This window comes from Bradyrhizobium sp. BRP22, assembly GCF_020194175.1.
In the GTDB taxonomy this organism is placed as follows: domain Bacteria; phylum Pseudomonadota; class Alphaproteobacteria; order Rhizobiales; family Xanthobacteraceae; genus Bradyrhizobium.
Genome location: NZ_JADYVX010000011.1, coordinates 101,302 through 114,944, shown reverse-complemented (window position 1 = coordinate 114,944; position 13,643 = coordinate 101,302). Strand labels below are relative to the sequence as shown.

The window sequence follows — 13,643 nt, the reverse complement described above, 5'->3', positions numbered from 1 at the left end:
TCATATGGCACTTCGGCAGCGCCGGTCGAGGGCCGGATTGTGACGTTCGTGCACATACTTGTGTTGATTGTGGCCTTGATGACGGTGGCTACGGCAACTGCACAAGAACAATCGGCAGGGCCGGCCAAGCCGGTCAAGATGGTGGTGCTGGGCGACTCCTTGAGCGCCGGTCTCGGCCTTCCGGCCAATGCCGCATTTCCGGCGAGACTGCAAAACGCCTTGGAAACCAAGGGGATAAAAGTTGATATCATCAACGCCGGAGTGTCAGGCGACACCGCCTCCGGCGGCCGCGAGCGGCTCGACTGGTCGGTGCCCGAGGGAACCGAAGCCGTCATCCTCGAACTCGGCGCCAACGACGCGCTGCGCGGCACCGATCCCGCGGTGACCCGCGCCGCGCTCTCCGACATCCTGTCGCGGCTGAAGGCGCGCGGAATCGCGGTGCTCATCTGCGGCATGCTTGCGCCTCCCAACTACGGCAGCGACTACGCAGCGCGCTTCAATGCGATCTATCCGGAGCTTTCGAAATCCTTCGGCGCGCCGCTCTACCCGTTCTTCCTTGAAGGTGTCGCGGCCGACGCCAAGCTCAACCAGGCCGATGCCATGCATCCGACGGCGGATGGCATCGACATCATCGTAAAGAAAATCCTGCCCACCGTGGAGGCATTTCTTGGCACGATCTCCAGGCAGCGGAGTTGAAAAACAGGCAGTGGACAAGCCTGGCTTGCGGTTTTTCCGTAGGTTTACGAGCTGTTAATGTCGCGTGCTTCGCAGAGTCATATAAGTCGGCTAGAAATAATCACCGGTGATTCGCTGCCGGGCTTGCTCTCAGCGAGGGCTCTTCGAGCTCAAGCTTCCGCATCGAGGATTTGCGATGCCGCGTCTGTTCACTGGACTGGAAATCCCGGCCGAGATCGGCCAGACCCTTTCCGGCTTGCGTGGCGGCCTTCCCGGCGCACGCTGGATTGATCCCGAAAATTACCACGTCACCCTGCGCTTCATCGGCGATATCGACGGCGCCTCCGCCAACGAGATCGCGTCGATGCTGCTGCGGATCAACCGCAAGCCGTTCGAGGTCAAGCTGCAGGGGCTATCGAGCTTCGGTGGACGCAAGCCGCGTGCGGTGGTTGCCTCCGTCGAGCCGAGCAAGCCGCTGATCGAGCTGCAGGCCGAGCATGAGCGGTTGATGCAGCGGATCGGGCTCGATCCGGAGGGGCGCAAGTTCACGCCGCACATTACGCTGGCGCGGCTGCATGACGCCTCGAGCCAGGACGTCGCCGACTATCTTTCAGTGCGCGGCTACTTCCCCAGCCGCACCTTCCTGGCCTCGCGCTTCGTGCTGTTCTCCTCGCGCGCTTCCACCGGCGGCGGACCCTATGTGGTCGAGGATTCCTATACGCTGAGCGCGTAAGTGTCGCCAGGCGGTTCGACGCCATGATCCGCGAAGGCGGATGATCGGTACCCGAGCCCAAGGAGATCAAGCGGAGAGACCGCGGTGTCTGGATGCCCGCCTCCGCGGGCATGACGGCGCCGGTTTGCATACCCCTGCCACCAATTCGCCGCTTGCAATTTTCCGTCCCATAGGGCGGTTAAGGAGGCATGCTCTCCACTTCGCCGAGTTCCTTCCGCGCACATTATCAGGCTCTCGTTGACTCCGGAGCGATCGAGGCCGATCCGGAACAGGCCCGTGCCGCCGACGCCTTCGGCGCGCTCGAGGACCGCCTTGCAAGCTACAAGCCCTCGCGGAAGCAGGGGCTGTTCGGCCGGCTGTTCGGCGGCGACAAGAACGAACCGCCGCGCGGGCTGTACGTCCATGGCGAGGTCGGCCGCGGCAAGACCATGCTGATGGACCTGTTCTTCCAGCAATGTCCGATCGAGCACAAGCGCCGCGCCCATTTTCACGAGTTCATGGCGGAAACGCATGAACGAATCTACGGCTACCGGCAGCAGATCGCGCGCGGCGAGATCGCCGACACCGACGTGATCGCGCTCACCGCGCAGGCGATCTTCGATGAAGCCTGGCTGCTCTGCTTCGACGAATTCCACGTCACCGACATTGCCGATGCGATGATCCTGGGGCGGCTGTTCGCGAAACTGTTCGAGCTCGGCACCGTCGTGGTCGCGACCTCCAACGTCGCGCCGGAAGATCTCTACAAAGGCGGCCTCAACCGCGCGCTGTTCCTGCCCTTCATCGCGCAGATCTCCGAGCACATGGATGTGCTGCGGCTCGATGCGCGCACCGATTTCCGTCTGGAAAAACTTGCCGGCGCGAAGATGTGGCTGGTGCCGGTCGATGAGGAGGCGGAGGCTGCGCTGAATAGGGCCTGGGCCAGGATGACCGGCAATGCGCCCTGCAGGCCGCGCGATATTCCGATCAAGGGACGCATCCTGCGTGTGCCCTGCTCGTCGCATGGCGTGGCGCGTTTCAGTTTTGCCGAGATTTGCGAAACCCCGCTGGCAGCCTCTGACTATCTGAGGCTCGCGCATGATTATCACACCATTCTGATCGATCGGATTCCGGTGATGGATCTGCCTGATCGGAACGCCGCCAAGCGCTTCATCTCGCTGATCGATACGCTCTATGACAATGCCGTGAAGCTGATGGCCTCGGCCGAGGCCAACCCGGTGTCGCTTTACCTCGCGAACGAAGGTGTCGAGGCCAACGAGTTCAGGCGCACATCCTCGCGCCTCATTGAAATGAGCTCGGCTTCCTACCTGGCGCTTCCGCACGGGAAGCGAAAGGACTCCACGGCCAGCGGCTCGAGCACGGGGCTGGTGGAAACGTAGAGTCCCGCGCCGTCATTTTGTCCAACACGCCGTCATTCCGGGGCGCGCGCCAGCGCGAACCCGGAATCTGGAGATTGTGGCGCGAGATTCCGGGCTCGATGCTGCGCATCGCCCCGGAATGACAGTGATGCTGGTATGCCTGTGGTCGGGATGCGGAGCCGGCCCGACAATTGGGCATGGCCGCGACTTGAATGGATCATTCGAAAGGGATAACCAGCCATCCAGTCTGCTATCCATCCTCCTCTTTGTGCTCAAAGGACAGATTTCCCATGGCGCGCGACAAGATTGCTTTGATTGGCTCCGGCCAGATCGGCGGAACGCTGGCTCACCTGATCGGCCTGAAAGAGCTTGGTGACGTCGTGCTGTTCGACATCGCCGAGGGCGTGCCGCAGGGCAAGGCGCTGGATATCGCGCAGTCCTCGCCGGTCGACGGCTTCGATTCCAATCTGGTCGGCGCCAATTCCTACGAGGCGCTCGATGGCGCCAAGGTCTGCATCGTCACCGCCGGCGTGCCGCGCAAGCCCGGCATGAGCCGCGATGACCTCCTCAGCATCAATCTGAAAGTGATGGAGCAGGTCGGCGCGGGCATCAAGAAGTACGCCCCCGATGCCTTCGTCATCTGCATCACCAACCCGCTCGACGCCATGGTCTGGGCGCTGCAGAAGGCATCGGGCCTGCCGGCCAAGAAAGTGGTCGGCATGGCCGGCGTGCTCGACTCCGCGCGCTTCCGCTATTTCCTTGCGGACGAGTTCAATGTCAGCGTTGAAGACGTCACCGCCTTCGTGCTGGGCGGTCACGGCGACACCATGGTGCCGCTGACGCGCTACTCCACCGTCGCCGGCATCCCGCTGCCCGATCTGGTCAAGATAGGCTGGACCTCGCAGGCGCGCATCGACGAAATCGTCGACCGCACCCGCAACGGCGGCGCCGAGATCGTCAACCTCCTGAAGACCGGTTCGGCCTTCTACGCGCCGGCGGCGTCCGCGATTGCGATGGCCGAGAGCTATCTGAAGGACAAGAAGCGCGTGCTGCCCTGCGCCGCCTATCTCAACGGCGAATACGGCGTGAAGGACATGTATGTCGGCGTGCCCGTGGTGATCAGCTCCAAGGGCGTCGAGCGCGTGGTCGAGATCGAGCTGGCTGGCAAGGACCGGGAGGCCTTCGACAAGTCGGTTGCCGCGGTGCAGGGTCTGGTCGACGCCTGCAGGAAGATCGCGCCCGATCTGCTCGGTCATTGATTTCGTTCAGTTTTCGGCCCCGCTCGGGGCCGAAAGCGTTTCTGGTTGCAGTTTCATTGGTATGTGGTATGCCAACTACCAAGGTGAACTGCAGAACTCGCCGTATGTAGAGGGTTTTGGGGAGCGTCCCGATGAATATCCACGAATACCAGGCCAAGGCATTGCTGCACGAATTCGGCGTGCCGATCTCGCGCGGCGTACCCGTGCTGAAGCCTGAGGACGCCGAGGTGGCGGCCAAGACGCTTCCCGGACCGATCTGGGTGGTGAAGAGCCAGATCCATGCCGGCGGCCGCGGCAAGGGCAAGTTCAAGGAAGCTTCCGCCGGCGACAAGGGCGGCGTGCGGATCGCCAAGTCGGTGGCCGAGGTCGCCGCGTTCGCCAAGCAGATGCTCGGCGCGACGCTGGTGACGGTGCAGACCGGCACGCACGGCAAGCAGGTCAACCGCCTCTACATCGAGGAAGGCTCCGACATCGACAAGGAGTTCTATCTCTCGATCCTGGTCAACCGCGAGACTAGCGAAGTCTCGTTCGTGGTCTCCACCGAAGGCGGCGTCAACATCGAGGACGTCGCGCACTCCACGCCGGAAAAGATCGTCACCTTCTCGGTCGATCCAGCCACCGGCATCATGCCGCATCACGGCCGCACCGTCGCGAAGGCGTTGAACCTTTCCGGCGATCTCGCCAAGCAGGCGGAGAAGCTCGTGAGCCAGCTCTATGCCGCGTTCACCGCCAAGGACATGGCGATGCTGGAGATCAATCCGCTCGTCGTCACCAAGCAGGGCCAGCTCCGCGTGCTCGATGCCAAGGTGGCGTTCGACGACAATGCCCTGTTCCGCCATCCTGAGGTGGCGACGCTGCGCGACGAGACCGAGGAGGATGCCAAGGAGATCGAGGCATCGAAATATGACCTCAACTATGTCGCGCTCGACGGCACCATCGGCTGCATGGTCAACGGCGCCGGCCTTGCCATGGCGACGATGGACATCATCAAGCTCTACGGCATGGAGCCGGCGAACTTCCTCGACGTCGGTGGCGGTGCCAGTGTCGACAAGGTGGCCGCGGCGTTCAAGATCATCACCGCAGATCCCAGTGTGAAGGGCATCCTGGTCAACATCTTCGGCGGCATCATGAAGTGCGATGTGATCGCCGAGGGTGTCGTCGCTGCGGTCAAGCAGGTTGGCCTGAAGGTGCCGCTGGTGGTGCGGCTCGAAGGCACCAATGTCGAGCAGGGCAAGAAGATCATCAACAACAGCGGTCTCAATGTCGTCCCCGCTGACAATCTCGATGACGCCGCACAGAAGATCGTGAATGCCGTCAAGGGAGGCTAGCAATGGCCCAGGACCATCTCGCCGCACCGTCACCGCTTCCGGAGCACAAGAAGCTTGGGGTATTCGCGGGTGAATGGGCCGGCGAGGAGGTGGTCTATCCGTCGCGCTGGACCGCTGGCGGCCCCGCCACCTCGCATGTGGTGGCGCGCATCGACCTGAACGGCTTGTATCTGATCCAGGACTCGCGCCAGATGCGCGACGGCCAGGAGATATTCGCCACCCATGCGCTGTTCACCTATGACCGCGACGACCGACTCTACAAATTGTTCTGGCACGATTCGCTCGGCTACTACCCTCCGTCGCCCGCGTCCGGAAGCTGGGTCGGCAAGACGCTGACGCTCGTGCGCGGCTCGCTGCGCGGCAATGCGCGTCACCTCTACGAGGTCGTCGATGACAACAGCTACACCATGAAGATCCAGTTCTCGCCCGACGCGGAAGGATGGGCCGACGTGCTCACCGGCGTGTATCGGCGTGTCCACTAAGCATGATCCGGAAAAGCGGGGTGCCGGTTTTCCGAGAGGATCATGCTCAAACAAGTAAACCTGTCACCGGCGTTTCGCGAAAGCATCTGAAGACATGTCCATCCTGATCGACAAGAACACCAAGGTCATTTGCCAGGGTTTCACCGGCAAGAACGGCACCTTCCATTCGGAAGCGGCGATCGCCTACGGGACCAAGATGGTCGGCGGCACCTCGCCGGGCAAAGGTGGCTCGACCCATCTCGGCCTGCCGGTGTTCGACACGGTGCGCGAGGCGCGCGAGAAGACCGGCGCCGATGCGTCGGTGATCTATGTGCCGCCGCCGGGCGCGGCGGACGCGATCTGCGAGGCGATCGACGCGGAGATCCCGCTGATCGTCTGCATCACCGAAGGCATCCCGGTGCTCGACATGGTGCGCGTCAAGCGCTCGCTGTCGGGATCGAAGTCGCGACTGATCGGGCCGAACTGCCCGGGCGTCATGACCGCCGGCGAGTGCAAGATCGGCATCATGCCAGCCAATATCTTCCGGCCCGGCAGCGTCGGGATCGTTTCGCGCTCGGGCACGTTGACCTATGAGGCCGTGTTCCAGACCTCGCAGGAGGGGCTCGGCCAGACCACGGCCGTCGGCATTGGCGGCGACCCCGTCAAAGGCACCGAATTCATCGATGTACTGGAAATGTTCCTGAAGGACGAGGCGACCAAGTCGATCATCATGATCGGCGAGATCGGCGGTTCCGCCGAGGAGGACGCCGCCCAGTTCATCAAGGACGAGGCCAAGCGGGGCCGTAAGAAGCCGATGGTCGGCTTCATCGCCGGGGTCACCGCCCCTCCCGGCCGTCGCATGGGCCACGCCGGTGCGATCATTTCCGGCGGCAAGGGCGACGCCGGTTCCAAGACCGCGGCCATGGAAGCGGCCGGAATTACGGTTTCTCCGTCGCCGGCCCGGCTTGGACATACCCTTGCCGAAAAATTGAAATCTTGATTCAGTCCTTGGTTCTTTTCGGCGCGAAGTTTAGGATTAAATAGGGTAAACCATCCTATCTCAGCCGGCCGGCCTTCCAGGCTGGCTGCTTGCGCCGTCACTTGCGCGCGAACCGAAAATCACCAGGACGCTATCATGTCTCGCCAGGACGCGAACGCCGCTTTTGCTCTCTCCTCCTTTTTGCAGGGTACCAACGCCACCTATATCGACGACCTCTACGCCCGCTATGAGCAGGACCCGGCATCGGTCGACACCGACTGGCAGGAATTCTTCAAGAGCCTGAAGGACACCCCCGCGGACGTCCAGAAGAACGCCGAAGGCCCGTCCTGGAGCCGCTCGAACTGGCCGGTGACGCCGCGCGACGAGCTGACCTCGGCGCTGGACGGCAACTGGGCCCAGGTCGAGAAGGCCGTCGGCAGCAAGATCGCCGCCAAGGCGCAGGCCAAGGGTGCCGAGCTTTCGCCTGCCGACGTCAATCAGGCGACGCGCGATTCGGTCCGTGCGCTGATGCTGATCCGCGCCTACCGCATGCGCGGCCATTTCCACGCCAAGCTCGACCCGCTCGGCATCGAGGCCCCGCGCGATCGCGAAGAGCTCGATCCGCGCACCTACGGCTTCTCGGAAGCCGATTTCGACCGCAAGATCTTTCTCGATCATGTGCTCGGGCTCGAATACGGCACGCTGCGCGAAATCGTCGCGATCTGCGAGCGTACCTACTGCCAGACGCTCGGCGTCGAGTTCATGCATATCTCCAATGCCGCGCAGAAGGCGTGGATCCAGGAGCGCATCGAAGGCCCGGACAAGGAGATCAGCTTCACCCCTGAGGGCCGCCGTGCGATCCTCAACAAGCTGATCGAGGCCGAAGGCTTCGAGAAATTCTGCGACCTCAAATTCACCGGCACCAAGCGCTTCGGACTCGACGGCGGCGAAGCGCTGATTCCCGCGCTGGAGCAGATCATCAAGCGCGGCGGCAATCTCGGCGTGAAGGAGATCGTCGTCGGGATGCCGCATCGCGGCCGCCTCAACGTGCTGACCCAGGTGATGGGCAAGTCGCACCGGGCGCTGTTCCATGAATTCAAGGGCGGTTCGGCCAATCCCGAGGATGTCGAGGGCTCGGGCGACGTCAAATATCATCTGGGCGCGTCGTCCGACCGCGAGTTCGACGGCAACAGCATCCATCTGTCGCTCACGGCAAACCCCTCTCATCTCGAGATCGTGGATCCGGTGGTGCTGGGCAAGGTGCGCGCCAAACAGGACCAGCATGGCGATCCGCCGGACATGCGCATCTCCGTGCTGCCGCTCCTGATGCACGGCGACGCCGCGTTCGCCGGCCAGGGCGTGGTGGCCGAATGCTTCGGCCTGTCCGACCTGAAGGGTTATCGGACCGGCGGCTCGCTGCATTTCATCGTCAACAACCAGATCGGCTTCACCACGTATCCGCGCTACTCGCGCTCCTCGCCCTATCCCTCGGATGTGGCGAAGATGATCGACGCGCCGATCTTCCACGTGAACGGCGACGATCCGGAAGCGGTGGTGTTCGCGGCCAAGGTTGCCATCGAGTTCCGACAGAAGTTCCACAAGCCCGTGGTCATCGACATGTTCTGCTACCGCAGGCATGGCCACAACGAGGGCGACGAGCCGGCTTTCACCCAGCCGGTGATGTACAAGAAGATCGCCTCGCATCCGTCCACGCTGGAGATCTACGCCAAGCGGCTGGTCGCCGAGGGCGTGGTCACCGAGGGCGAGGTCGAGAAGGCGAAGGCCGACTGGCGCGCGCGGCTCGATGCCGAGTTCGAGGCCGGTGCCAGCTACAAGCCGAACAAGGCCGACTGGCTCGATGGCAAGTGGGCCGGCTTCAAGATCGCAGATCAGGAAGAGGATGCGCGCCGTGGCGTTACCGGCGTCGACGTCGCCGTGCTCAAGGACATCGGTCGCAAGATCACCAAGGTGCCGGATGGTTTCCGCGTCCACCGCACCATCCAGCGCTTCCTCGATAACCGCGCGAAAGCGATCGATAGCGGCGTCGGCATCGATTGGGCGACCGGCGAGGCGCTGGCGTTCTGCTCGCTGCTGCAGGAAGGCCATCATGTCCGCCTGTCCGGCCAGGATTCCGAGCGCGGCACCTTCTCGCAGCGCCATTCGGTCTTGATCGATCAGGAGGACGAGAGCCGTTACACGCCGTTCAACCATCTCGGCGGCGATCAGGGACATTACGAGGTCATCAACTCGCTGTTGTCGGAAGAAGCGGTGCTCGGATTCGAGTACGGCTATTCGCTCGCCGAGCCGAATGCGCTGGCCGTGTGGGAAGCGCAGTTCGGTGATTTCGCCAACGGCGCGCAGGTGGTGTTCGACCAGTTCATCTCGTCGGGTGAGCGCAAATGGCTGCGCATGTCCGGCCTCGTCTGCATGCTGCCGCACGGCTATGAAGGGCAGGGACCCGAGCATTCCTCGGCCCGTCTGGAGCGCTACCTGCAGATGTGCGCCGAGGACAACATGCAGGTGGTCTATCCGACCACGCCGGCCAACCACTTCCACGTGCTGCGGCGGCAGCTCCACCGCGAGATCCGCAAGCCGTTGATCATGATGACGCCGAAGTCGCTGCTGCGGCACAAGCGCGCGGTCTCGCGGCTCGAGGAACTCGCCAAGGGCACGACTTTCCACCGCATCCTCTATGATGACGCGCAGATGCAGCCGGACGAAAAGATCAAGCTGCAGCCGGACGCCAAGATCCGCCGTGTCATCCTGTGCTCGGGCAAGGTCTATTACGACCTCTATGAGGAGCGCGAGAAGCGCGGCATCGACGACATTTATCTGCTGCGCATCGAACAGCTCTATCCGGTGCCGTTGAAGGCGCTGGTGCAGGAGCTCGGCCGCTTCAAGGGCGCCGAGATCGTGTGGTGCCAGGAGGAGCCGCGCAACATGGGCGCCTGGCACTTCATCGAGCCCTATCTGGAGTGGGTGCTGAACCAGATCCACGCGCCAAACCGGCGTCCGCGCTACGCCGGCCGCGCGGCGTCGGCAGCGACCGCCACCGGGTTGATGTCGAAGCATCTCGCGCAGCTCAAGGCGCTGCTCGACGAGGCGTTGAACTAACATTCAATCCGTCATGCCCCGCGAAAGCGGGGCATCCAGTAAACCGCGCCGACGGTGCTTGGTTGCAGCCGCCACGGCTGCCGGATTCTCCGCCCCACAGTGCGCAATTGCGCACCAGGCGGAGGAGGACAGCTAGAGTTTATGACCGCACAGGTTGTTTTAAGGAAACGAGACCATGACTGAAATCCGCGTTCCGACGCTAGGCGAATCCGTGACCGAGGCCACCATCGGCCGCTGGTTCAAGAAGGCCGGTGATGCCGTTGCCGTCGATGAACCCTTGGTCGAGCTCGAGACCGACAAGGTCACGATCGAGGTGCCCGCGCCTTCCGCCGGCACGCTGGGCGAGATCATCGCCAAGGACGGCGAGACCGTCGCGGTCGGCGCGCTGCTCGGCCAGATCAATGATGGCGCCGCGGGCGCTGCCGCCAAGCCCGCCGCCGCAGCGCCTGCGCCAGCCAAGCCCGCGGCTGCACCGCCGCCGCCTTCCCCGGCTGCCGCTGCACCGGCACCTGCGCCATCAGCGCCAAGGACACCGCCTGCGGATACGCCGTTGGCGCCCTCGGTGCGGAGGCTCTCGGCCGAGAGCGGAATCGATGCTTCCACCGTGCCGGGCTCCGGCAAGGATGGCCGCGTGACCAAGGGCGACATGCTGGCGGCGATCGAGCGGGCGGCCTCCGCGCCGACGCCGGTCAATCAGCCGGCGGCTTCCGTGCAGGTGCGCGCGCCGTCGCCGGCCGATGATGCCGCGCGCGAAGAGCGCGTGAAGATGACGCGGCTGCGCCAGACCATCGCGCGTCGGCTGAAGGATGTGCAGAACACGGCGGCGATGCTGACGACCTTCAACGAAGTCGATATGAGCCACATCATGGCGCTGCGTGGCCAGTACAAGGACGTGTTCGAGAAGAAGCACGGCATCAAGCTGGGCTTCATGGGCTTCTTCACCAAGGCCTGCGTGCAAGCGCTGAAAGAGATCCCGGCTGCGAACGCCGAGATCGACGGCACCGACCTGATCTACAAGAACTACTATCACGTCGGCATCGCTGTCGGCACCGACAAGGGTCTGGTCGTGCCCGTGGTGCGTGACTGCGACTATAAGTCGATCGCTGAAATCGAGAAGTCGATCGCCGATTACGGCCGCAGGGCCCGCGACGGTCAGCTCAAGATCGAGGAGATGCAGGGCGGCACCTTCACCATCACCAATGGCGGCATCTATGGTTCGTTGATGTCGACGCCGATCCTCAATGCGCCGCAGTCCGGCATCCTCGGCATGCACAAGATCCAGGAGCGCCCGGTGGTGGTCGGCGGCAAGATCGAGATCCGCCCGATGATGTACCTGGCGCTGTCTTATGATCACCGTGTGATCGACGGCAAGGAAGCAGTGACCTTCCTGGTCCGCGTCAAGGAGAGCCTGGAAGATCCGGCGCGGCTGGTGCTGGATCTCTGATTCTTGCTTTCGCACGGCGGCTGAACTTGTTCCGCCGCCGAGACCGTGTTGCGTGAACTTTTAGGGGCGAATGTGATGGATAAGGTCGTTGTCATCACCGGCGGCAGCCGCGGCATCGGCCGCGCCACCGCCATCGCCGCGGCGGCGCGCGGCTTTCGCGTCGTCGTCGGCTATGCCAGCAACCAGGCGGCGGCGAATGAAGTCGTCTCCGCGATCGAAGGCAAGAACGGCAAGGCGATTGCGGTAAAATGCGACGTCGGCAGCGAGGCCGACATCCTCGCGCTGTTCAAGGCGGCTGATGAATTCGGCACGCTCGGCGCGCTGGTCAACAACGCCGGCATCGTCGGGCCCTCGATGCGGGTCGAGGATATGTCGGCCGAGCGCATCCAGCGGATGATGGCGGTCAACGTCACCGGCAGCATCCTGTGCGCGCGCGAGGCGGTGAAGCGGATGTCGACGCGCAACGGCGGCAAGGGCGGCGTCATCGTCAACCTGTCGTCGGTCGCGGCCAAGCTCGGTTCGCCCAACACCTATGTCGACTATGCGGCGTCGAAAGGCGCGGTGGATTCCTTCACCATTGGTCTTGGCTATGAAGTCGCAGCCGAGGGCATTCGTGTCGCCGCGATCCGCCCCGGACTGATCGATACCGACATCCACGCCTCCGGCGGTGAACCCGATCGCGCCCACCGCCTCGCTCACATGGTGCCGATGAAGCGCGTCGGTACATCGGAAGAAATCGCCAACGCCATCGTCTGGCTGATGTCGGACGATGCTTCCTACGTGACCAGCGCCATTCTTGATGTGTCGGGTGGTCGCTAATACCTGTCACGAAATTCAGCTACAGGACTTTTGAACATGGCCTCTTATGATCTCGTCGTCATCGGCACCGGGCCCGGTGGATATGTCTGCGCGGTGCGCGCAGCGCAACTTGGCATGAAGGTCGCGGTGGTCGAGAAGAACCCGACGCTCGGCGGCACCTGTCTCAACGTCGGCTGCATGCCATCGAAGGCGCTGCTGCACGCATCCGAGATGTTCGAGGAAGCGGCGCATTCCTTTGCCAAGATGGGCGTCAGCGTATCGGCGCCGAAACTCGATCTGCCCTCGATGATGAATTTCAAGCAGCAGGGCATCGATGGCAATGTCAGGGGCGTCGACTTCCTGATGAAGAAGAACAAGATCGATGTGCTGAAAGGTGCCGGTAAAATCCTCGGTGCCGGTAAGGTCGAGGTGTCCGCCGACGGCAAGGCGCAGACGGTCGAGACCAAGAACATCGTCATTGCCACCGGCTCCGATATCGCTCGGCTCAAGGGCATCGAGATCGACGAAAAGCGCATCGTGTCGTCAACCGGCGCGCTGTCGCTGGAAAAGGTGCCGGAAAGGCTCCTGATCATCGGTGCGGGCGTGATCGGGCTCGAGCTCGGCTCGGTGTGGAAGCGTCTCGGCGCGGAGGTGATGGTGGTCGAATTCCTCGACCGCATCCTGCCGGGCATGGATGGCGAGATCGCAAAGCAGTTCCAGCGCATCCTCGAGAAGCAGGGCTTTGCGTTCAAGCTCGGCACCAAGGTCACCGCCGTGGATACCTCGGGCAAGACGCTGTTGGCCAAGGTCGAGCCCGCCGCGGGTGGGCCTTCGGAAACGATCGAGGCCGACGTGGTGCTGGTGTCGATCGGCCGCGTGCCCTACACCGATGGCCTCGGCCTGAAGGAAGCGGGCGTCGCGCTCGACAATCGCGGCCGCGTCCAGATCGACCCGCACTTCGCGACCACCGTGAAAGGCGTCTATGCGATCGGCGATGTCGTTGCCGGGCCGATGCTGGCGCACAAGGCCGAGGATGAGGGCGTGGCCGTTGCGGAGATCATCGCGGGCCAGGCCGGCCATGTGAACTACGACGTCATCCCGGCCGTTGTGTATACCACGCCGGAAGTCTCTTCGGTCGGCAAGACCGAGGAAGAGCTCAAGCAGGCTGGCATCGCGTATACGGTCGGTAAATTCCCGTTCACCGCCAACGGCCGCTCCAAGGTCAACCAGACTACGGAAGGATTCGTCAAGATTCTCGCGGATGCGAAGACCGATCGGGTGCTTGGCGCGCATATCATCGGCCGCGAGGCCGGCGAAATGATCCATGAAGCTGCGGTTCTCATGGAATTCGGTGGTTCCGCCGAGGATCTGGCGCGCACCTGCCACGCCCATCCGACCCGTTCCGAAGCGATCAAGGAAGCCGCGCTTGCGGTCGGCAAGCGGGCCATCCATATGTGATCGACGCCCGGCCCGAGCAGGATCCGTAAAGGATTGTGC

General features: G+C 63.3%; 11 protein-coding genes. All 11 read left to right on the top strand.

Annotation, left to right across the window (positions count from 1 at the left end; genetic code table 11):
* Positions 1-48: 48 nt before the first annotated feature.
* The 11 genes from I6F35_RS16770 to lpdA all read left to right on the top strand — a co-directional run bounded on the left by I6F35_RS16770 (position 49) and on the right by lpdA (position 13,604).
* Entirely contained in the window at positions 49-696 is a 648-nt protein-coding gene (locus tag I6F35_RS16770; RefSeq protein ID WP_225118879.1) for an arylesterase, read from the top strand.
* Positions 697-871: 175 nt separating this feature from the next.
* On the top strand, positions 872-1,408 hold the full coding sequence (thpR, locus tag I6F35_RS16765; RefSeq protein ID WP_225118787.1) for an RNA 2',3'-cyclic phosphodiesterase: 537 nt from the start codon (positions 872-874) through the stop codon (positions 1,406-1,408).
* 188 nt (positions 1,409-1,596) lie between these two features.
* Entirely contained in the window at positions 1,597-2,784 is a 1,188-nt protein-coding gene (zapE, locus tag I6F35_RS16760; protein WP_225118786.1) for a cell division protein ZapE, read from the top strand.
* Between the two features lie 269 nt (positions 2,785-3,053).
* Positions 3,054-4,022, top strand: a complete 969-nt coding sequence (mdh, locus tag I6F35_RS16755) for a malate dehydrogenase (protein WP_225118785.1) — start codon at positions 3,054-3,056, stop codon at positions 4,020-4,022.
* Between the two features lie 131 nt (positions 4,023-4,153).
* Positions 4,154-5,350 carry an ADP-forming succinate--CoA ligase subunit beta gene (sucC, locus tag I6F35_RS16750; RefSeq protein ID WP_225118784.1) on the top strand — a complete coding sequence of 399 codons (1,197 nt, stop codon included), beginning with the start codon at positions 4,154-4,156 and terminating at the stop codon, positions 5,348-5,350.
* A 2-nt stretch (positions 5,351-5,352) separates the two neighbouring features.
* On the top strand, positions 5,353-5,832 hold the full coding sequence (locus tag I6F35_RS16745; protein ID WP_225118783.1) for a DUF1579 family protein: 480 nt from the start codon (positions 5,353-5,355) through the stop codon (positions 5,830-5,832).
* Between the two features lie 94 nt (positions 5,833-5,926).
* A complete protein-coding gene (gene sucD, locus I6F35_RS16740) occupies positions 5,927-6,811 on the top strand; it encodes a succinate--CoA ligase subunit alpha (protein WP_225118782.1) in 885 nt (294 codons plus the stop codon).
* A 135-nt stretch (positions 6,812-6,946) separates the two neighbouring features.
* On the top strand, positions 6,947-9,904 hold the full coding sequence (locus I6F35_RS16735; RefSeq protein WP_225118781.1) for a 2-oxoglutarate dehydrogenase E1 component: 2,958 nt from the start codon (positions 6,947-6,949) through the stop codon (positions 9,902-9,904).
* Between the two features lie 175 nt (positions 9,905-10,079).
* Positions 10,080-11,348: a 2-oxoglutarate dehydrogenase complex dihydrolipoyllysine-residue succinyltransferase gene (gene odhB / locus I6F35_RS16730; RefSeq protein ID WP_225118780.1), complete on the top strand. Its 1,269-nt coding sequence runs from the start codon at positions 10,080-10,082 to the stop codon at positions 11,346-11,348.
* Positions 11,349-11,420: 72 nt separating this feature from the next.
* The gene (locus tag I6F35_RS16725) at positions 11,421-12,167 is read left to right on the top strand and encodes an SDR family oxidoreductase (protein ID WP_225118878.1); all 747 of its coding nucleotides are present in this window, start codon (positions 11,421-11,423) and stop codon (positions 12,165-12,167) included.
* 36 nt (positions 12,168-12,203) lie between these two features.
* Positions 12,204-13,604: a dihydrolipoyl dehydrogenase gene (lpdA, locus tag I6F35_RS16720; protein WP_225118779.1), complete on the top strand. Its 1,401-nt coding sequence runs from the start codon at positions 12,204-12,206 to the stop codon at positions 13,602-13,604.
* Positions 13,605-13,643: the final 39 nt, after the last annotated feature.

Coding starts and splice junctions, on each gene's coding strand:
- thpR (WP_225118787.1), top strand. CDS start 872: ATGCCGCGTCTGTTCACTGGACTGGAAATCCCGGCCGAGATCGGCCAG.
- zapE (WP_225118786.1), top strand. CDS start 1,597: ATGCTCTCCACTTCGCCGAGTTCCTTCCGCGCACATTATCAGGCTCTC.
- mdh (WP_225118785.1), top strand. CDS start 3,054: ATGGCGCGCGACAAGATTGCTTTGATTGGCTCCGGCCAGATCGGCGGA.
- sucC (WP_225118784.1), top strand. CDS start 4,154: ATGAATATCCACGAATACCAGGCCAAGGCATTGCTGCACGAATTCGGC.
- I6F35_RS16745 (WP_225118783.1), top strand. CDS start 5,353: ATGGCCCAGGACCATCTCGCCGCACCGTCACCGCTTCCGGAGCACAAG.
- sucD (WP_225118782.1), top strand. CDS start 5,927: ATGTCCATCCTGATCGACAAGAACACCAAGGTCATTTGCCAGGGTTTC.
- I6F35_RS16735 (WP_225118781.1), top strand. CDS start 6,947: ATGTCTCGCCAGGACGCGAACGCCGCTTTTGCTCTCTCCTCCTTTTTG.
- odhB (WP_225118780.1), top strand. CDS start 10,080: ATGACTGAAATCCGCGTTCCGACGCTAGGCGAATCCGTGACCGAGGCC.
- lpdA (WP_225118779.1), top strand. CDS start 12,204: ATGGCCTCTTATGATCTCGTCGTCATCGGCACCGGGCCCGGTGGATAT.